The organism is Flavobacterium collinsii, from assembly GCF_902804485.1.
GTDB lineage: Bacteria > Bacteroidota > Bacteroidia > Flavobacteriales > Flavobacteriaceae > Flavobacterium > Flavobacterium collinsii.
Genome location: NZ_CADCST010000102.1, coordinates 1 through 20,576, shown reverse-complemented (window position 1 = coordinate 20,576; position 20,576 = coordinate 1). Strand labels below are relative to the sequence as shown.

General features: G+C 34.4%; 21 protein-coding genes, 1 tRNA gene and 1 rRNA gene. 8 read left to right on the top strand and 15 right to left on the bottom strand.

The window, feature by feature from the left end:
- Nucleotides 1–10: 10 nt before the first annotated feature.
- The 11 genes from FLA105534_RS16305 to FLA105534_RS16255 form a co-directional block, all read right to left on the bottom strand.
- On the bottom strand, nt 11–688 hold the full coding sequence (locus FLA105534_RS16305) for an SDR family NAD(P)-dependent oxidoreductase (protein WP_173967181.1): 678 nt from the start codon (nt 686–688) through the stop codon (nt 11–13).
- A gap of 35 nt (nt 689–723) precedes the next feature.
- Nucleotides 724–1,701, bottom strand: a complete 978-nt coding sequence (locus tag FLA105534_RS16300) for a M20/M25/M40 family metallo-hydrolase (RefSeq protein WP_173967180.1) — start codon at nt 1,699–1,701, stop codon at nt 724–726.
- Between the two features lie 28 nt (nt 1,702–1,729).
- A complete protein-coding gene (locus tag FLA105534_RS16295) occupies nt 1,730–2,389 on the bottom strand; it encodes a hypothetical protein (RefSeq protein ID WP_173967179.1) in 660 nt (219 codons plus the stop codon).
- 2 nt (nt 2,390–2,391) lie between these two features.
- Nucleotides 2,392–3,426 carry a D-alanine--D-alanine ligase gene (locus tag FLA105534_RS16290; RefSeq protein ID WP_173967178.1) on the bottom strand — a complete coding sequence of 345 codons (1,035 nt, stop codon included), beginning with the start codon at nt 3,424–3,426 and terminating at the stop codon, nt 2,392–2,394.
- Nucleotides 3,427–3,436: 10 nt separating this feature from the next.
- On the bottom strand, nt 3,437–4,147 hold the full coding sequence (locus FLA105534_RS16285) for an NRDE family protein (RefSeq protein WP_173967177.1): 711 nt from the start codon (nt 4,145–4,147) through the stop codon (nt 3,437–3,439).
- Nucleotides 4,135–4,623 carry a DinB family protein gene (locus FLA105534_RS16280; protein ID WP_173967176.1) on the bottom strand — a complete coding sequence of 163 codons (489 nt, stop codon included), beginning with the start codon at nt 4,621–4,623 and terminating at the stop codon, nt 4,135–4,137. The genes FLA105534_RS16285 and FLA105534_RS16280 overlap by 13 nt, the downstream gene beginning before the upstream one ends.
- Before the next feature lie 2 nt (nt 4,624–4,625).
- Complete coding sequence (locus tag FLA105534_RS16275) at nt 4,626–5,018, bottom strand: DoxX family membrane protein (protein ID WP_246253257.1); 393 nt, start codon at nt 5,016–5,018, stop codon at nt 4,626–4,628.
- A gap of 5 nt (nt 5,019–5,023) precedes the next feature.
- Nucleotides 5,024–5,482: a YHS domain-containing (seleno)protein gene (locus FLA105534_RS16270; RefSeq protein ID WP_173967175.1), complete on the bottom strand. Its 459-nt coding sequence runs from the start codon at nt 5,480–5,482 to the stop codon at nt 5,024–5,026.
- A gap of 7 nt (nt 5,483–5,489) precedes the next feature.
- Nucleotides 5,490–6,086 (bottom strand): peroxiredoxin-like family protein, encoded by a 597-nt coding sequence (locus FLA105534_RS16265; protein ID WP_173967174.1) that lies wholly within the window; start codon nt 6,084–6,086, stop codon nt 5,490–5,492.
- Between the two features lie 92 nt (nt 6,087–6,178).
- Nucleotides 6,179–6,856, bottom strand: a complete 678-nt coding sequence (locus tag FLA105534_RS16260) for a Crp/Fnr family transcriptional regulator (protein WP_173967173.1) — start codon at nt 6,854–6,856, stop codon at nt 6,179–6,181.
- 105 nt (nt 6,857–6,961) lie between these two features.
- Entirely contained in the window at nt 6,962–8,104 is a 1,143-nt protein-coding gene (locus FLA105534_RS16255) for an acyl-CoA dehydrogenase (RefSeq protein WP_173967172.1), read from the bottom strand.
- Between the two features lie 491 nt (nt 8,105–8,595).
- Here FLA105534_RS16255 and FLA105534_RS16250 point away from each other — a divergent pair, with 491 nt between their 5' ends.
- The 3 genes from FLA105534_RS16250 (at nt 8,596) to FLA105534_RS16240 (ending at nt 11,743) form a co-directional block, all read left to right on the top strand.
- Nucleotides 8,596–9,171 (top strand): chalcone isomerase family protein, encoded by a 576-nt coding sequence (locus FLA105534_RS16250; RefSeq protein WP_173967171.1) that lies wholly within the window; start codon nt 8,596–8,598, stop codon nt 9,169–9,171.
- 142 nt (nt 9,172–9,313) lie between these two features.
- A complete protein-coding gene (locus tag FLA105534_RS16245) occupies nt 9,314–10,540 on the top strand; it encodes a Glu/Leu/Phe/Val dehydrogenase (protein WP_173967170.1) in 1,227 nt (408 codons plus the stop codon).
- Between the two features lie 303 nt (nt 10,541–10,843).
- The gene (locus FLA105534_RS16240; protein WP_173967169.1) at nt 10,844–11,743 is read left to right on the top strand and encodes an energy transducer TonB; all 900 of its coding nucleotides are present in this window, start codon (nt 10,844–10,846) and stop codon (nt 11,741–11,743) included.
- Nucleotides 11,744–12,267: 524 nt separating this feature from the next.
- Here the strand turns inward: FLA105534_RS16240 and FLA105534_RS16235 are convergent.
- Together FLA105534_RS16235 and FLA105534_RS16230 are read right to left on the bottom strand one after the other, a co-directional pair.
- Nucleotides 12,268–12,663, bottom strand: a complete 396-nt coding sequence (locus FLA105534_RS16235) for an ExbD/TolR family protein (protein ID WP_026110223.1) — start codon at nt 12,661–12,663, stop codon at nt 12,268–12,270.
- Between the two features lie 3 nt (nt 12,664–12,666).
- Complete coding sequence (locus tag FLA105534_RS16230; RefSeq protein ID WP_173967168.1) at nt 12,667–13,359, bottom strand: MotA/TolQ/ExbB proton channel family protein; 693 nt, start codon at nt 13,357–13,359, stop codon at nt 12,667–12,669.
- A 131-nt stretch (nt 13,360–13,490) separates the two neighbouring features.
- Here FLA105534_RS16230 and FLA105534_RS16225 point away from each other — a divergent pair, with 131 nt between their 5' ends.
- The 4 genes from FLA105534_RS16225 (at nt 13,491) to FLA105534_RS16210 (ending at nt 17,535) form a co-directional block, all read left to right on the top strand.
- Nucleotides 13,491–14,717 carry a bifunctional folylpolyglutamate synthase/dihydrofolate synthase gene (locus tag FLA105534_RS16225; protein ID WP_173967167.1) on the top strand — a complete coding sequence of 409 codons (1,227 nt, stop codon included), beginning with the start codon at nt 13,491–13,493 and terminating at the stop codon, nt 14,715–14,717.
- Between the two features lie 178 nt (nt 14,718–14,895).
- Nucleotides 14,896–14,970 (top strand) — tRNA-Val (locus FLA105534_RS16220).
- 259 nt (nt 14,971–15,229) lie between these two features.
- Nucleotides 15,230–15,946: a trypsin-like serine protease gene (locus tag FLA105534_RS16215; protein WP_173967166.1), complete on the top strand. Its 717-nt coding sequence runs from the start codon at nt 15,230–15,232 to the stop codon at nt 15,944–15,946.
- 143 nt (nt 15,947–16,089) lie between these two features.
- Nucleotides 16,090–17,535, top strand: a complete 1,446-nt coding sequence (locus FLA105534_RS16210; RefSeq protein ID WP_173967165.1) for an AAA family ATPase — start codon at nt 16,090–16,092, stop codon at nt 17,533–17,535.
- Nucleotides 17,536–17,808: 273 nt separating this feature from the next.
- On the opposite strand, the gene FLA105534_RS16205 is transcribed toward FLA105534_RS16210, so the two are convergent.
- Complete coding sequence (locus FLA105534_RS16205) at nt 17,809–19,032, bottom strand: aminotransferase class V-fold PLP-dependent enzyme (protein ID WP_173967164.1); 1,224 nt, start codon at nt 19,030–19,032, stop codon at nt 17,809–17,811.
- Between the two features lie 166 nt (nt 19,033–19,198).
- Between FLA105534_RS16205 and FLA105534_RS16200 the strand changes: the two genes are divergently transcribed.
- Complete coding sequence (locus tag FLA105534_RS16200; RefSeq protein ID WP_173967163.1) at nt 19,199–19,660, top strand: Lrp/AsnC family transcriptional regulator; 462 nt, start codon at nt 19,199–19,201, stop codon at nt 19,658–19,660.
- An 816-nt stretch (nt 19,661–20,476) separates the two neighbouring features.
- On the opposite strand, the gene rrf is transcribed toward FLA105534_RS16200, so the two are convergent.
- Nucleotides 20,477–20,576, bottom strand: a 5S ribosomal RNA gene (gene rrf / locus FLA105534_RS16195); the annotation flags it as partial.

Here is a 20,576-nt window from a genome sequence, read left to right as displayed (position 1 = left end):
TCATAATTAACTACGGATTAGTAGATGAAACTTCCAGCACCTTTCCGTTGAAATATTTATTTCCGTTGAGTGTAAAATCATTGATGTAGGTTGCCATTCCTTCGGCAGAAATTGGCGCCTGATAACCCGGGAAAGCTTCGTTTAACATTTCTGTCTGAACAGAACCCAGAGCCAGCACATTAAATGAAATCCCTCTTTCTTTGTATTCTTCCGCCAATAATTCAGTCAAAGTAATTACAGCTCCTTTACTGGAACTATAAGCTGCCAGACCTGCGAATTTCAGACTTCCTCTTACCCCTCCAATAGAACTAATGGTTACCACATGGCTACCATTTTGAAGATAAGGAAGACAAATACGCGTTAAGTTAGCAACAGCAAAAACATTCACTTTATAAATACTTTCAAAATCAGCCTGAGTGGTTTCGGCAAAAGGTTTTAACAACAACGCACCGGCATTATGTACCACTGCATCCACCCTTTTCCAGGAGGAAGAAAGAAACTGATCTACTTCCGCCAAAGCCGCTTCATCTGCCAGATCAACAGACAAACAGCTAATATTTTGATGTTCTAAAAGTGTAGTCGGTACTTTTCTGGAAATTGCCAGAACCTGATGACCTGCATTGGCAAACTGCAATGCTAATTCGTAACCAATTCCACGACTGGTTCCGGTAACAATAATATTTTTCATAAAGCAAAAATAAGCAAATCGAATAAAATGACAGATTAATTATTCATTGTAATTTCTTCCGTTGGTGTAATCGTAATTTTAGTTACGGCCGGCAAAAATTCCTGAATAAAAGAGGTCATATGCGGAATATCCATTACCTTAAATTCATCTGAAACATGGTGATAAAAGTCGAAATTTTCAAAATCAAAAGTACTTATGGACTGACATGGTTTTTTAAATGCCTCATAAAAAGAAAAGTTATCCGATCTATAAAACAATTTATATTCGGCTTCTTTAGGCAAGAACCCGATTGTTTTTTTACCGGTATACTCGTTTATTTTTTGGGCCATATTACTTTTATCAAAACCGGTAATATAAGCCAGATAATCACGTTTCATTGGCACACCAATCATTTCGATATTCAATTGTATGTACAAGTTAAAATTTTGCTTTTTAAGTTTTTGCACCAAACTTTTAGACCCTAATAATCCTTTTTCTTCTCCTGCAAAAAACACAAAAAGAATACTGCGTTTGTTCGATTTTGTTTCGCTAAAATACTTTGCCAGCTCCGAAACTGCCGTTACTCCCGACGCATCATCATTAGCACCATTAAAAACGACATCCGGCTGTTGTTTTTTCTCCAGTCCGATATGATCGTAATGTGCACTTAATACCACGAATTCTTTTTTCAGCACCGGATCTGTTCCTTCTATAACTCCAACAATATTATAGGCCGGTGTTTTAAAATTGGTGAGGGTATCTCTGTAGGAAACAAAATAAGGTTTCACTTTGTTTTGTTTGAAGAAGTCTTCTAAAAAAACGGCCGCTTTCTCGATTCCTTTTGTTCCGGTTTCACGGCCTTCCATCTCATCTGAAGACAGCTTTTTCAGGAAATCAGACACCTCAGATTCCTTGACTTTATAAGTAACTTCAATAGGTTTTGAATCAGTTGCCGGAGAAACTGTAGCTACGGAAGGATTCGATTTACAGGCTAAAAAAACAAACGGAAGCAGCAGAAAGTAACGTTTTTTCATAAATGAGGATTTAAATGTGCTTTAGCAATTAAACTTCTAAAACAGTTGATTTAAAATATTTTTTATACACTTTAAACACCTGAACACTTCCCAACACAATGAAAAAAACCGGAATAAATACAGGCATTACATACTTTGACAATGGATTGTTTTTTGCAAAAAAAGCCTGTAAAATTATAATCAGGCTCAACATCCCAAAAAAAATACCAATCAAAGTTCCTGCAATATAATAATATTTTAACTTTCTTTCTATTGTAATATACTCTCCGTTAAGCAAATATAGGTTCCAACTGGTCCAGAAAGGCAGCTGTAAAAAATTAAAGCAATTTAAAACAACTCCAATCACAAATGGCGAGTACATTAAATACTCCTGTAAAGCATCATTAGATTTTGCTGTCTGATTATTAAAACCGCAATAGAAAAGAAAAGCGAGAACAAACATAAATCCAACCGCAAAAAAATCAATCATCTTCATCAATTTTTTATTGCGAATCAGTTGTCTGGCAAAAATTAGAGTGAAATAAATCACAAAAGTTTCAACAAAAATGACCCCGAACAAAAAAAGGACCAGGTTAATGAGCCCCGATTTTGAGTAAATCTCCAAACCTACTAAATTCAAATACCCCAATGGAATCGATCCGATGAAACTCACCAAAAATCCTACTGAGATATTTTTTATTCTTTTCATTTCTAAAAATTTACAATCTTACTGTTTTGCGCCAAATGCAATTTATATTCCCGAATGCCCACTTTATAATCGAGATACGGAACTCCTTTTTTATGATTTTCAGCACTGATTTCGTACATATACGTAATGTGTCTCGCCAGTTCTTTCCAGGCAAACCATACCGAGTGTTTGGGATCGTAAATGTGTGTGGGTTCACTTGCCGCTCCATTTAGTTCTACGACCTGAAATTGCTCTCCGCGCTCTAGTTCTTCAAAAGTATTGTACATGATATCAAAGCGTCCGAAGTAAAACTCGGGAACCTTCTTAGCAATTTCATCAATCGTCGCTGTCAGTTGTGGTGTAATCCAATCGCTTCCGTCCAGGAATTTTGCTCCTCGCGCGTGATTCCCAAAAGGCACTAAATTTATACTTTCACCCTGTGGTAAAATCTTCTGCAATTGATTACCATATTCCTCCTTTAAAACTTCGAGCTGCAATTGAAATCTTGGTGTTTTACAAATCAAATCTTCGATAGTCGAAACACCGTCACCGGTAACAATTAAAAATTCTTTCGAAACGATTCCAGTAATTATCCCCTCTTTTTGATGCGGATGACGTACATAAAAAATCCCGACTTCATTTTTAAATGGAATGAGATCCTGCAATAAAAAATCAAAATTTGCTTTTCTGGCATATTCACTCAACTCCAATACATTTCTGATTTTTTTCACACCGGAACCACGTAAACCAATATCAGGTTTAGCTATTAAAGGAAAATACATGCTGCTTTCTATTATCTTTTCGACAATCTTTTCTAAACCTGTACACTCCCGAATCAAAATAGTATTTGGATAACATTCTTTAGGAAGCAAATCATATATTTGTTTTTTGCTCTCCATTATAAATCCGCCGTTTTTTATCTTCGGATTGGACGCATTAAAGAAAAATACCGATCTCGCTTTGACAGCATAGTAGGCCCAAAGAAAATAGATAGGAACGTAAAGCACCTTAAAAGGCCAATACTCCCAATTGCTTATTCTATGAAAAAGTAATTTCATCTTTACTGGTTTAAATACTTATAAAAGAAGTCGAAAAGTCTTCTGCTCTAATTAAATCATAATATCTCATAGCTCCTTTGTTCTGCTTAATTACAACCTGAGTTACGCTCAGCGTTTTCAGAACATTTTCTCGGTTAATGATCAAACCGTTTTCAGAATCATCATTTTGGGTGTTTCGATGAAAATCTAACATATCCGCTGCAGAGATTTCCTCTTTGTCTTTCAAAAAATCAAAAAACCAGTTGGAGCGTCTCTTTCTAATTTCTTCAGGATACAGAGTAACTGATGACCAGATGTGGTTTTTAGAAGATTCTAACGCTGTCTTTATTTTGACAAGGCCATCCCAAATCAATTCATACAATGCCCCACCCTGATACAAAACCAACGTAAAGGGCTCGATATCTTCCAGATTAATTTCATTCCAAAAGTCCTTAGGCGATGTACTGGAAATAATATCCAAAGCAACCAGTCCCCTGCTTTTTCGATACGGAAACAGAGAGCGGTGTTTCTCTATTCCCCCATTCAAAAGTACCATTATACTTCCGTTTTTATCCACTGCAAACCAAGTCCCTCCTGCTTTTGGATCTTTTGGATACATAATGGTTTTCCCATTCTGACAATAATTTTTTGGCGCGATGGCTTCGGGACGAATTACTTTTTCATCCCGATTTGAAGTAATAATTACAACTCCGTTATTATTGACAAAACTTACTGTACACATTGTTTACGATATTCTATAGTGGAACGAGCTACACCAAAATTCTCATCGACCAAAATATTCTTAAACGGCAAAACTGCAACTTTTATCAAAGCCTGATGATGAATGCAATGCTCCAAATTATATAACAGTTCTCTGTAATAATTACTCTGAATTCTAAGTGAAAGCCCATCAATCACCTGTTCTAAATACATAATTTTGTTCTCGCTTTTCAGTTCTGCTTTTATTTCCGCTATAAGTTCTTTCGCATACTCGGTTTCGGTTTGAATTCGCATATTTCGTTCCCGGTTATCATAATTGATAATCCCTGAATCGTAACCATTTTCCATACATTTAAACATCTCAAGTATGTGTCGCATATGCTCACCAATTGTTGAATTGTTTAAAGCTGGACAAGATTTTGTATAATCCGTATCAGATAATTGACCCAACAAATTATTGAGTTCATCTAAATTGTGACGTATTGATTTTAGTAACATGGCTATTTTAAATTTAGAAGATTAAACAATTTATTTTTATTGAAATAAAGTAACCCTAGACAACATAGTAAAGTAATAGTGGCCAAAAAGAAGAGAAAACCACCATCATTCTGAACGACAATTCCCAAAACAAATAAGTGAGAGAAAATAGCTCCGGTCATCACTCCACATCCGCCCAAAGCACCAACCCATGTTGTTTTTGGAATTAAAATTAAAATGGCAACAATCAATTCGACTATTCCCGAGCCAATTCTTCCATAAGGCTCGATTCCTAAAGTTGAGAAAATATAAATACTTTCTTTTGCTCCGCTGAATTTAAAAAACAAGGTCTGCAACAAAATTCCAGCTGCGACAATCCTTAAAATCCAGACTATTCTTTCTGATTTTATCATCATTATTATTACTTGTTTATTTTTTTCCAGTTATTATCCGCTTGTGCCTTCAAATTGGTCTGATTTTTATTCCAGCTTTTCAAGGTATTATTAAAGAAGGCATTGTAAAACAAATAGAGTTTACCGTCAATAATTTTAAACGTTTCAGGATTTATTTCGACTTTTTCTCCTGAACTTCCCAGAGCATAAGCACACCAGCCTCCATACTGCGGTTCATACTTTGATGGATTTTTTAAAAATTCCTGTTTATTTTCGTTGGAAGAAAATTTATAAATCACCCCCTGATAAGAAGCTGATAATTCATTCTTCCCTTTAATCGCTTTCCCTGGACTAAAATAGGCGACAGGATCGTAGCTCTGAATGGCTACTTTATTTTCCAAATTGTACTGACTTATTCTTTTCGCATCATTCTGAGCAAATGAAATACCCGAAACCAAAATCAATACAAAAAACAACAGCTTTTTCATCTTGTTTTTATTTTAAATTTTTTAATACTGAAACTAGCAATTCGGTCGAAATACGATGCTTAAAGTCAGGAGCAATATATTCGAATGCAATCTCACTATTTTGGTTTATAACAAAGACAGAAGGAACCGGTAAAAAACTTGTATTGACTCCTTTAGAATGTACGTTAATTACTGATTTATAGTTTTCAGGAGCCGCATAAGTAATTCCAACTGCTTTCGCAAATTCACCTTCTGAGTCAGAAAGCAAAGTATATTTTACTTTATCTTTTTCTTCCGTGATTTTTAAATTCTCCGGGGCATCAGGACTTATTGCAATAATCTGGTATCCAAGATCCAGAATTTGTTTCTCTGCTTCAGCTAACGCCTGAAGATGCATATTGCAATAAGGACACCAGCCGCCGCGATAGAAAACTAAAACCGCTTTTTTCTTTTCAAGCAAATCAGAGATTTTTACCGTTGCATTTTCAGCTGATTTTAATGTGGTATTTGGAATTTTCTCTCCTATTAATAAAGGAGTAATATCGGTCGCTATTTGGGGAAGCGAATTTTGTGCAGCAGCCACAGTGCTTAAGGCTACTAAAGCAATAAAAAATAATTTTTTCATAATTTTTAACTTTACATCTTAATTTGATAATGTAAAATTACGGTAGTATGAAAAAGGTAAATGTCGGCTAATTTACACTTAGCCAAAAATAACTAAATTTTGGTAATATCCACAATAATAATTTCTTTTCTATTGTAATGTATCAGTTCATTCGTTTCCATTTCGTTTAACAACTGGGTCGCGGTTTGTCTGGAAGTACAAATGATTTGGGCAATATCATTTTGTGTTAAGTAATTTTCAATCGTTACAGAATTTCCATCTGCAGTTCCTTCCTTTTCTGCCCAGTCTTTAAGAAACTGATACAATCTGGTTTTTGCATCTTTAGAAATTAAATTAGCGTAGCTGTTTTTGATACGTTTCATTTTCAAACCAACAAATTTGGTATATGAAAGTGCCAGAGTTGGATTTCTTAACAATAAATCTTCAAAATCCGACATTAGAAAACTACAAATAGCAACATCGTCTGAAAGCACTTTTGCATATTCTTCATTCTTAGCATCTGTTTCCAAAGTCAGTTCTCCAAACAAATCTCCCTTCTGAATGATATCTTTTATGGTTTCGTTACCTTCTTCATCGATAGATACAATTTTAATATTTCCTTTTTTAAGCAAAAAGATACGCGGCAAATCTGAAGTAGAGAAGTAAATGATTTCTCCTTTTGACGCTTTTTTAAAACCTGTGATAATGCACAATTGTTTAATCTGTGAGTAACTCAAAGTTCTAAACAATTTATGGTCTCGTAAATACCAGTATTTTAAATCTTCGTACATAAAAAGTTTATTTCTGTAAATATAACGAAATTAAAATCCAAACAAAAACCCCTTCAGACATTGAGTAGTCTGAAAGGGTTTTAATTATCTATTCTTCTAAGAAATTTATCCTGCAATAACAGCTCTCGAAATTACAATTTTCTGAATCTCTGAAGTTCCTTCGTAAATTTGGGTTATTTTTGCATCACGCATGAAACGCTCTACATGGTACTCTTTTACATAACCATTACCTCCATGAATCTGAACCGCCTCAACAGCTGTATCCATCGCCACTTGTGAAGCAAATAATTTTGCCATTGCACCACTTACATCGTAATTTTTATGTTGGTCTTTATCCCAAGCTGCCTTCATACACAAATGACGCGCTGCTTCAATATTAACTGCCATATCTGCTAGTTTAAAAGCAATAGCCTGGTGGTTGCAAATTTCAGTACCAAAAGCCTTACGTTCTTTAGAATATTTCAAAGCCAGTTCATAAGCTCCTGACGCAATTCCTAAAGCCTGAGAAGCAATTCCGATACGACCACCTGCAAGTGTTTTCATTGCAAATTTAAATCCGAAACCGTCTTCACCAATTCTATTTTCTTTAGGAACTTTTACATCACTAAACATCAAAGAGTGTGTATCAGAACCACGGATTCCCATTTTTTGTTCTTTTGGTCCAATAGAGAAGCCCGGCATATCTTTAGTCATAATCAAAGCATTAATTCCTTTATGCCTTTTCTCCGAATCTGTTTGCGCAATCACCAAATAAACTGATGCTGTGTTTCCGTTTGTAATCCAGTTTTTTGTTCCGTTTACCAAATAATGATCTCCCATATCAATCGCAGTAGTTTTTTGCGAAGTAGCATCACTACCAGCTTCAGGCTCACTTAAGCAAAATGCTCCGTGAATTTCTCCTGATGCTAAACCTGGTAAATATTTTTGTTTTTGTTCTTCGGTCCCAAATTCTTGCAGTCCCCAACAAACTAGCGAGTTATTTACAGACATAACTACAGAAGCTGATGCGTCTACTTTCGAGATTTCTTCCATAGCAAGTACATAAGAAATTGCATCCAATCCACTTCCGCCATATTTAGGATCAACCATCATTCCCATGAATCCTAGTTGCCCCATTTTTTTAATTTGTTCTGTTGGAAAAATTTGTTTTTCGTCACGTTCAATAACACCTGGCAGCAATTCGTTTTGAGCAAAATCTCTTGCAGCTTGTTGAATCATTAAATGTTCTTCGGTAAGATTAAAATCCATAATTATCCTGTTTTATTTTTCTCAGCTTAACCCGATTTAAAATATCGAAATTAAGATGACGGTTATTTTTGTTTTGTTTTTTTGAATTGCCTTTTTTGTAAAAAGGCTCCCAAAGATAAATTTTAAAAGTGAGTTTAACAATGCGCGCATATAAATTTACTAGATCGGCAATAATTACGATAACGTTTTCGTTATAATCTTAAAAATTTAGCGTAACATGCATCAAATTTGCAATCATTACTCTAAAAAACAAGAATAAAATACAGGATCAAAAAAGTACGATTGCTAAAATTTTAGTAAAGTTTAGTTGTTCAAAAGATTAAACAACTCTTAAAATATACGGCTTCCCGTAAAACAACTCTTACTAATTTGATTACTAATCCTATACAAACAAAAAAAGCAAAATTGAGTCAAAAAAAACATATTTAAGAACGCTATAAAATTGATAAATTAACATTATTTTTGCTCAATAATTATAATTTCCATAAAACATGAAAAAAAGTTTACTTCTACTTACATTCCTTTTTAGTATACAATTCTCAACCGTTTCAGCCCAGACTCAGCTTGATGTGAATGGCGTTACTGTTCCCAGAAAAATTGAATTTCAAGGCAAAAGTTTACAACTTAACGGTGCTGGAGGCAGATCAAAAATGTGGTTGGAAGTTTATGTTCAAGCCTTATATTTATCGCAGCTAAGCCAGGATCCACAATTTATTATTGACAGTGATACCGAAATGGCAATCCGGATTGAAATTACTTCTTCAATGGTTTCTTCAAGCAAATTGACTAAAGCTATGAATGCAGGTTTCGAAAAATCTACAGGAAGCAATCTTGCTGAATTGCGACCTCGAATAGAGGAATTTAAAACTTTCCTAAGTGATATGATTACAGAAAAGGATGTATTTGTTCTCGCTTACAACCCACTTGACCAAACAGTCAATGTGTACAAAAATGAAGTTTTGAAAGGAAAAATCCCTGGATTTGATTTCAAAAAAGCATTATTCGGAATCTGGCTTTCAGATAAACCAGTTGACGAAACACTTAAAAAACACTTGTTAGGAATATAATTTGTGAAATTTGTAAAATTCTAAGGCCGGAAACGCATTGTTTTCGGCCTTCTTTTTTTTGTTTGATAAAATTTGATAGGAGATACATTATTCGCATTATTCTATTTTATACTTTTACGCAAACTAAACATATCTCAACAAAATGAAAGATTTATTACAGCAATTTGAAAATAAAGCACCTGAAATTGTTTTTAACTGGAAAGATTCCGAAACAGAAGCCGAAGGATGGACTGTTATCAATTCACTACGCGGTGGAGCTGCTGGTGGAGGAACAAGAATGAGAAAAGGCTTAGATATGAATGAAGTTTTATCATTGGCCAAAACCATGGAGGTTAAATTTTCAGTTTCCGGACCTGCAATTGGAGGTGCTAAATCCGGAATAAACTTTGACCCGAATGATCCACGTAAAAAAGGCGTTTTACAACGTTGGTACAAAGCAGTTTCTCCTTTATTAAAAAGTTACTACGGAACTGGTGGAGATTTAAATGTAGACGAAATTCACGAAGTAATTCCAATGACCGAAGAATGTGGTGTATGGCACCCGCAAGAAGGTGTTTTCAACGGACATTTCAAACCAACCGAAGCGGATAAAATTAATAGAATCGGACAATTGCGTCAGGGTGTTATCAAAGTAATCGAAAACCCAAAGTTCTCTCCTGATGTAACCCGAAAATATACGGTTGCCGACATGATTACCGGTTATGGTGTTGCCGAAGCAGCTCGTCATTTCTATGCCACTTACGGTGGAGACATCAAAGGTAAAAAGGCAATTGTACAGGGATTTGGAAATGTAGGTTCGGCTGCCGCTTTCTATCTGGCTGAAATGGGCGCAAAAGTAATCGGAATTATTGACCGTGACGGAGGGCTAATAAAAGAAGAAGGGTTTTCATTTGAAGAAATTAGAACTTTATTTTTAAATAAAGACGGAAACAAATTGGTTGCCGACAATATGATTCCATTTGAAGAAATCAACACCAAAATCTGGACGATCGGTGCCGAAATTTTCACCCCTTGCGCAGCTTCAAGATTGGTAACACAAGCCCAAATCGACAGCTTAATCGCTAATGGATTAGAAGTTATCTCATGTGGAGCCAACGTTCCTTTTGCCGACAAAGAAATTTTCTTCGGTTCTATTATGGAAGAAGTTGATCGTAAAGTAAGTTTGATTCCTGATTTCATTTCAAACTGTGGAATGGCAAGAGTTTTTGCTTATTTCATGGAGAAAAAAGTTCAAATGACAGATGAGGATATTTTTAATGATACTTCAGAAATCATAAAAAATGCAATTGTTAAAGCCCACACTTTAAATTCAGCAAAAACAAATATCAGTGCAACTGCTTTTGAAATTGCATTGAAACAATTAGTATAATTTCTCTATACTTTTATTCTAAACGAGCCAAATAATTTGGCTCGTTTTTTTTTGTTCAACCACTACGGCTTTACACAAAGTACACTAATTTATTCCTCACGAAGTCGCAAAGTTCTACTTTTTTAAATTTTTCTTTTAAACTCTGCAGCTTTGCGACATTGCGAGATTAAAAAACAGCTTTGCAAACTTTGCGTAAACCTTGGCAAACCTTGCGGTTAAATTCTATACCACACTTTCATTGTAAACAATTTTTAGTACTTTTAAACGTTTTTATTTAATACAATTACAAAACCCGGAATCAAAATGACTTTTACGGATTCTTCAGATAAAAAGAAATCTTTACTAATATCAACGGCCATTTATGCCTTTTTACTCTTGCTTTTATTTTTTATACGTTTTTGGCCTCCTTACAATCCCGAAAACAATGTCGCACTTGCTAGTGGCGGAGGCGGTGGTGGTGTTACTGTAAACTTTGGAGACAGCGATTTAGGTTCGGGAGCAAATTATAAAAGTGAAGTTTTAAATGTAAAAAACGAAGCAAAACAAACTCCGGCAAAAGCAACACCTGACGAAGCAATTCTAACTCAGGAAAATACAACAACTGACGAAAGTGTCGTAATTCCAACCAAAGAAAAGTCTAAAAAACCAACACCCGTTGTAAAACCTGAAACAAAACCGATTCCTGAAAAACCAAAAGTTTCTAATTCTACCAACGATGCTTTGTCCAGTATTTTAAAAGGATCAAACAAAGGTGGTGATGGTGATGATAAAGCAGCAGGAAACAAAGGAAAAGCAAACGGAAGCCTAAGTTCTAACGGATACTATGGTACAGGTGGCTCCGGAGGAGGAACCGGCGGTGGTAACGGAACCGGAAATGGAATTGGTACAGGAAGCGGTTATGGCCCCGGAAGCGGCGGAGGCTCTGGCGGCGGATCAGGATATTCTTTAGGAACCCGAAAAGCATTGTCTAAACCTGCACCAAAATATACTTGTAATGAAGAAGGAAAAGTTGTTGTTGAAATCACAGTGGATCAAAACGGAAAAACAATCAGTGCGACTCCGGGAATTAAAGGAACAACCAATACAGCAAGATGCTTATTAGATCAAGCCAAGATTGCAGCAATGAATACAAAATGGGATGCTGACAGCGACGCACCCGCAAAACAAACCGGAAAAATTATTTACAATTTTAGTTTGAATTAGAACACGAATTACACAGATTTACACGAATTATAAAAGGCTTTCTGATTATTCAGAAAGCCTTTTATATGTTTTATCTGGTTTGTCAATTTCGAGCGACGACAGAAATCGCACTAGAAATTCCACAAGCAAAAGTCAATCTTTGTTGATGACTGATTGTAATTTCTCTCTTCGATGGAAATGACAAGATTATGTTATTCTCCCTATATTAGCGAGATTACTTTGTTTCTCGAAAGGACATAATCAATGACTACTTTTTCTTTAACCTATCCTTTTCTACTTTACTCTTTATTCTTTACTCTTTATTCTTTACTCTTTATTCTTTACTCTTTATTCTTTACTCTTTATTCTTTACTCTTTATTCTTTATTCTTTATTCTTTATTCTTTATTCTCTTTTTTCCGCGTGAGGGATAGAAGCAAGCTACCGAAGTAGCGCGGATAGCCCGACCTCAATAAAAAAATGGGCAAATCAACGTCATGTCGAATAGCCCATTTTTTTATTGTGGTCACGCCCTAAAGGATAATCTTACTTTGGACTCGTAGCAATTACAAACTTCAAATTGTTCTTCACTCCGATCTGCAATACATCAACTAAATCTTGAACCTGAAGATTAAATGGAATTCGAACTACAACGGTTTGCTGTTTGTCTGCTCCTATTTTTGACATTAAAGTTGTTTCCAAAGCATCAAATTCAACCGGAACTTTGTCTATGTAGAATTTTTTATCTTCGGTAACAGACAAACTAATCAACTGTTTATTTGTTTTTTCATTTGCTTTCGCTTTCGGCAATGTCATTTTAATAACATTAGGATTTGCAAGCGTTGAAATAATAAGAAAAAACAACAGCAGGAAAAACATAATATCACTTAATGATGAAGTTGCCACCTCGGCATGAAATCTTCTTTTTCTCTTAATTGACATATCTTATGCTCTTTGAATTATATTGACAAATTCTAATATTTGTTTTTGAATTTTTAAAGCGAAATCATCAATTTTTCCGTTCAGTAAATGGTAGGCACTATACGCAATAATTCCCACAATTAATCCCGAACCCGAACTAATCATTTTCTCATATAAACCTCCCGAAATATTTCCGATACTAATATTTTCAGTAACAGAAATACTATAGAAAATTTTAATTACTCCTGAAATAGTTCCAATAAAACCAAGTGTTGGAGCGATCCCGGCAATAAGCCCCAGATGTCCCAAACGTCTTTCCATTTCACCAATTTCAATATCGGCAGCACGGTCCATATTGGATTCAATTTCAGCAATTGGTCTTCCAATAACCAAAACACCTTCTTTCAAAATATTTCCGGCCGCAGTATTACTTCTCTCAACAATAGTTCTGGCCAATTCTATATTACCGGCGTTTAGTTTATCACCAACATCTTGCATCAATCGACTATCAATTTTAGAAGCTTTGCTAATGTATAAGTAGCGTTCTATAATTACATAAAAAGTATAAAACAATAAAATGGCAATTGGAATCAGAAAAAAACCTCCTTTTAAGATAAATCCTAAAACAGAGATTTCGGTATTGGGTGCGATTTTTTCGATAACTACGTTAGATGCGTTTGCAATGGTATCTGTTTGTAATTGAATGAAACTAAACATATATTAATTCTTGTTTTTAATAATTAATTCTAAAAAATATTTGAAATTTGCAATAAAGATAATTTTCGCTCTCTTATAAAACTAAAAAAAACGAAAATTATTTCAATACACAACTATTTTATCTCAATTAAATGAACTATCAGGAAACCACAAACTGGATGTTTAATCAACTCCCAATGTATCAACTTCAGGGCGCTTCGGCATACAAAGAAGATCTGACCAATATTAAGTTACTGGCGGCACATCTTGACAATCCTCAAGACCAGTTAAAATGCATTCACGTTGCCGGAACCAATGGTAAAGGATCAACCTCGCACATGTTGGCTTCGGTTTTGCAGGAGGCGGGATATAAAGTAGGGCTATACACTTCTCCACATCTCAAAGATTTTAGAGAACGAATAAAGATTAACGGTCAGGAAATTTCCGAAGATTTTGTCTGCCAATTTGTAGCCAAACACAAAAGTTTTTTTGAAGCCAATGATATGAGCTTCTTTGAAATGTCTGTTGGATTGGCCTTCGATTATTTTACCTCAGAAAAAACAGATATTGCTATTATCGAAGTCGGCCTTGGCGGAAGGCTCGATGCTACCAACATTATCACCCCCTTAATATCCGTTATTACCAACATCGATTTAGACCATACTCAGTTTTTAGGAAATACACCCGCTGCAATTGCCGGCGAAAAAGCAGGTATCATAAAACCACATGTTCCTGTTATCATTGGAGAATATACCTCCGAAACTCAGCCTGTATTTATGAGTAAAGCTAAAGAAAATGAAGCTCCAATTTATTTTGCTTCCGATTTAGTGACAGAAGTTTTCCCCTCTGATTTAATTGGCGATTATCAGTTTCACAATAAAAAAACAGTGCAGCAAACCATTGCCATTTTAAATACTCAAAACAAATTTAAGATCTCGGATGAAAACCTAAAAAATGGTTTATTACAAGTTGTAAAAAATACCGGTTTACAGGGAAGATGGCAGCAACTGGGAGAAAACCCAAAAATCATCTGCGATACAGCGCACAACAAACATGGGTTAGCCGTTGTAATGAAACAGATTCAGAAAGAAATTTTTGAAAATTTACATATCGTTTTGGGAGTTGTAAACGACAAAGACCTCGATTCAATTCTTCCGCTTTTTCCTAAAAATGCACGCTATTATTTCTGCAGCCCAAATTCCTCCAGAGGTTTGAGCACTGAAATTTTAAATGACGCGGCTAAAAAACACGATTTATCCGGAGAAAATTATGAGTCCGTAGCACATGCTTTTACCGCAGCGAAGAAAAATGCCTCAAAAAATGACTTTATCTATGTTGGCGGAAGTACTTTTGTTGTTGCTGAATTGCCTTTAGGATAAACAAAGCTTCATGGAATAAAAAAACTTTAAAAAAATAAATTTAATAACAAATTCATAAACAGCCAGATATAATTTATTAAAAAAAAAGTTCTATTTTTTATTCCATTTTCTTTGCAGAACTCAAAAACTAGCGTATATTTGCACTCGCAATCACAAACGATAGCGACCTAGTAAAATAGGGCGATTAGCTCAGCTGGTTCAGAGCACCTCGTTTACACCGAGGGGGTCGGGGGTTCGAACCCCTCATCGCCCACACAAAGACAAACAACGCCATTGAATTCCAATGGCGTTGTTTTTTTGTTGTCATATTTCACAAATTACCCCGTTTAATTTTCTCGTCTAAAAATAAATTCCCGTTTATTAAAAAATAGCAATCGTAGTATTTTGTTTTTATGTACTACTGTAAAATTTTTTGCTTGCTTTTGTCTCCTATATACATCCCAAATGAGTTAGATATCCGACATAAAGTAGCGTGAATATATAACTTATGCGAGATTTTTAGAACCTAAATTATGAAAGAAGAAATTTTTCCTTTAATAACATTTGATCCAGAAAAAAAGATTTGGAAATGCTTAGGTACTGGTTTTTTTATAAATCCAGTTGGAGCTTTTATTTCTGCAAAACATGTTTTTATGGACAGTGACAAAAAAACTGAGAAAACATTGTATAGTGCTCATGAATCAGAAAGTGGACAAGCATATATCAGACCTATAAAACAAATAGTTGTACATCCAAATGCAGACATTATGATTGGTCTTTTAGGTGATAAACGGATAGAAGATAAAAATTTTAAAGCTGATATCTCAAAATATTGTAATATTGATTTTGAATCTTTAAAAAATGATGATGAAATATACACTTTAGCTTTTCCTAACACTGAAAGAGAAGATTTAAACGAATCAGAGGTAGAATTTACTTTTACTAGAAGATTCTCTGAAGGCAAAATAATCGATTTTCATGAAGATGGCTCACCAGTTGTAAGAAACCGTTGCTATCAAACAAATATGAAAGTTGATAGTGGAGCAAGTGGAGGTCCGGTTTTTAAAAACAGCTTCATAGTTGGAGTGAATTCTAGTGGATACTCACTTGCTGAAGATGAAGAACCAATATCATTTATAACTCCAATTGATTTTATATTAAATTTGGAAGTTAAAGAAAAAAACAAAATGATTACTGTTAAAGAACTTGTTGAAAAAGGATATATTAAATCGAAACAAAACCTCGCATAACAGCTACTACAACGGATTAGGGCAATTGGCTAAATGGAAAAATGGTTTTGTATTTGAATAATTTGGCAAATACTAAGAATGGCTTAATTTAATCCTAAATCTGCTGTAGCACCAGAACGTTAGGTGCAATACACAAAAAAAAGATGATTGAAAAAATAATTGAAATTTCCAATATTGGGCACTTTGTTAATTTTAGATTTCAAGGAACGCAAGATTGGAATGGTTTGTTAAAGAAGTTAAATATTATCTATGCACCAAATGGTTCTGGAAAAACTACTCTAGCAACAATATTAAAATCCCTTTCCAAAAACAATCTTGATTTAATTAATTATAAGAAGACGTTTGGAACAAATAACCCACCAAAAGTTAAAATCAAAGTTTCCAATGGTGCTAATCTTGTTACTTTGGAAGAGGAAAAATGGAGTAATCATAATCTAAAAATTGAAGTATTTGATATTAATTATATAGAAGATTATCTTTTTGCAGGTTCTTATGGAACAAAACAGAATAAAACCAATTTGTATAAGTTACTATTTGAAAACAAAGGAGGAGAGTTCAGGAATAAAATGAAACCACTAATTAGTAAAAAAGACCTACATTTAAAAAGACTTTCAAAAGACAAATCAAATTCTGAATTAAAAGAAAAAATCAAGCTTGTTCAAACTGCACTTGATGAAATAATGAATGAGTTCAATAATTACACAGAACCTATTTATAATGAACACGTTGAACTTGTTAATAAATATCTATCAAAATTCACTTCTTACATAAGTTTAAAAAATTTTTCATATCTTAAAAACACTAGTGATTTTGAAAAATTTCGAATATTTCCAGTTTTTGAAGTATACAACGAACAAGTAGTTTTTGCCAACCCAAATCCAAACTCAAAAATAGGGAATGCAAGATACTCAATGAGTGAAGGAGATAAAAGTACAGTTGCTTTATGTTTTTTTCTTGCCCGTTTGGAAATTTTAGGTGTATCTGATAAAATAATTGTTTTTGACGACCCATTATCTAGTTTTGATTATTCGAGAAGAAATGCTACAATTTATCAGCTAGCAAAAATTGCTAATTCTTCTGTACAGTTTATTTTACTATCACACGATTTAGCATTTACTGCAGATTTTAGCGACAAATGTTCTTTTATTGACCAAATTACTCTCAAAATAGAAAACGATGGAATAACTAGTTCCTTAAATAAATACGACATCAATTCGGAGTTTTTAACTAGTACTCAAAAGGATATTGAAATAATTAAAGAGTATTTAAAATCAGGGGGGAATTCTGAAAGTGATAAAAGAGAAGTTATTCGATGCATAAGACCTGTTTTAGAAGGCGTTTTTAAATCTAAATATTTTGATTTAATTCCAAACAATATTTGGCTAGGAGATATAATTGAACTTATTAGAAAATCAACATTAGGAATGAGACTATATCGATTACACACAATTGTTGATGATATTATTGAACTTAATGATTATACTAAAAGTTATCATCATTCGACTGGAAATACAAGAGATTTAGCAATTGACATTGAAGAATTAAAACGATATATCACTTTGTTAATTGACACAATCGATAAGGTGTAAAAAGTACCGCACCTAACAGTCGTTATTTTCTATTTTGGGATTTAGCGGAATTACTATCGTTTTTACAGATTCACATTAAGCCCAAAATATTCGTTTCACAACTCCACAACAGCCACAACCGCAAAGACGTTTACAAAATGCTTTATTTTAGTTTTTCAAAAAATGTCAAAATTGGAATTAAGTGTTCGATTGCAGTCCCTGACAGCCCACCAAGAAACTCCTTAATTTCTTAAGGAGTTTTTTTTTGCGCCAATTTTTCTTCAAAAATCGCATTTACACAATTTCCTCTACAGCCTTGATAAGCAAATCAACTTCTTCAAAAGTATTGTAATAATGCGGAGATACCCTAATAGCCCACTCCACTCCTTTTTCATCAAAATCGATAACTGCAAAATTTCGAAAACTCGGAACAACATTAATTTTTCTTCTCAGCAGTTCATCAAGGATAAATCCTGGCTGTGAATCTTCAACCGTAAAAGTGACCAATGCGCCCAACTCAGGTCCTTTATCCAAAACCCTAACCTTAGGATTTTTTGACAATTCATTTCTCATATATTTCGACAACACTTGTATCTGCTGCCAAATTCTATCCTCACCTATATTCAAACAATATTCAATAGCCACTTTACTTCCAAGAACAAGTGCATAGGCAAACTCCCAATCTTCAAAACGTCTCGCATCGGGCTGCTGCTTATATTCATCCTTTTCAACCCAATCAGCACCTCTCATATCAATAAACAATGGCTCAAGTCCAAATTTTAAAGCCCTGTCCGAAATATAAAGAAAGCCACTGCCACGAGGACCCCTCAAAAATTTCCTGATGGTTATACTCAAAAAATCACATTCTAATTCTTCAACATCCAGCTTCATCTGACCTGCAGACTGGCAAGCATCGAGAATATACCAGGTTCTATCACTATATTCTTTTATATAACGACTGTATATCTCACCTATGCTTTTAACAGACTGAACCAATCCCGAATTCGTAGGAATATGCGTTATAGCCAGTAATTTTGGTTTAAGAGTAAATAACTTTTCTTCTAAATCATTCAAATCTACTCCTCCGATTTCAGCATTTTTTATCCGTACTATTTTTATTCCAAATCGTTTTTGACATGAAATAAACTGAATTTGATTCGAAATAAAATCATCATTATCCGTCAATATAATATCACCAGAACAAAACGGAATAGAAGACAACGCTCGCGTATAGGAATCTGTAGCACTTGCAGTAAAAGCAATATTCGACGGATTACAATTAATCAATTTTCCAGCCTGCACGTAAAATTGCAATATTTCATCTGCTTTTAATGCGGCTGCCTCATAACCCCCAATTTCCGATTCCAATTTTATATGCTCCAAAATAGTCATAGTCACCACATCCGGCATAAGACTCGCTCCTGCATTATTAAGATGGCTCACAGTACGACATCCCACAGTTTCACTTCTAAACTTTTCAATCTCATCGATTGAAAAAACACTTTGTATTTTTTTCATTTGTATCATTTATTAGCATTCAAATTCATTTTTAAACTCTGTGACACATCCTACTTTAACTAGAAGATCACAAGACAAAACTACTTAGATAGAGCTGCTTTATTTCTGCAAATCAACACGATAAATGATTGATTTAAGTTAATTTTACAAGAAAATCGGGTAAAAAATGCAACCACTAGACGAATACGATAAAAAACTGCTACAACTGGTACAAGAAAATAATAAAATGACCACGCAAGAACTTGGAGACTTAGTAAATCTAAGTGGTTCGGCGGTACAAAGAAGACTAACCAGATTGAGAGAAAACAAAATAATAGAAGCAGATATCTCCATTATATCACCAAGTGTTATAGGCTTAACAATTACCTGTGTCGTAGATATTATTCTAGAGGACGGAAATTCAAAAGCTTTAGAAAAATTCAAGGCTTCAATGCGAAAATGCAACGAAGTGATGCAATGTTATTTTGTAACCGGCACTTATGATTTTGTCATTATTGTAAATGCAGAAAACATGCAGCATTATGAATCGTTTGCTAAAAAATGGCTTATGGACAACCCAAATGTTAAGCATTTCTACACTCATGTAATAATGGACAAAGTAAAAGTAGGCTACAACGTGACTATTTAAACCGATATAGTTTTACAAAAAACACAATCATGCAAAATAGAAGATTTCAGGCACTTTTTTACTCCACACAATACCAAAGATCATTATTGCACACAAAACTAAAATCTGAGCAATAAATCAATCAAAAACAACAACTCCATTATAACAACTTAAAAAACCAAAATTGCCCATATTTTAACAAAAACGAAGTTCATAAAAATAAGTATGGCGTTTCCCTTCGGGTCGGGCTGTACGCTAAATCTTTTGTGATAGAAGTTTTAACTGATTTAAGAAAATGTCAGCTATCACAAAAGGATACCGCTGCCATCCCTAACGCAGTCAACGATAGAAAGAGTACCTGAAAGAAAAAGCCCTGAAAGGGCAAAAAAACTAATTCTTACTAGTTTTCGATAACCAAAAATCAATCTCTTCCAGGAAATACTATTCAAAATAATATAAATCCTTCTCTTTATGTTGAGGCTTCTGCCCTTTCAGGGCGAAAAATGATATTATTTCTATTTATTTCATAGCGCTTCGCACTATGCTTTCTGCTTTTCGAGCTTTCAGCCCTTATTAATATTAAAGAGTATTATGCGTAAATATTGCTCTGAAAGAGCAAATACCTAATCTCAAAGAAACAACCTAGCCCTTAGCAACTAATACATAAAAAATAAACAAAAAAAATCCGTTCTAATCCACGTTTTCACGAAGTGAATCAGTACAATCCGCGATCTGTTTTTTACCGCAAAGTTTGCAAAGCATTACGCAAAGCACGCAAGAATTTAAAAAGCGCTATAAAACAAAAAACCCTATCCGATTTGGATAGGGTTTTAAAAAGAAAGGCGACGACATACTCTCCCACATAACTGCAGTACCATCTGCGCAGGCGGGCTTAACTACTCTGTTCGGGATGGGAAGAGGTGAGCCCCGCCGCAAT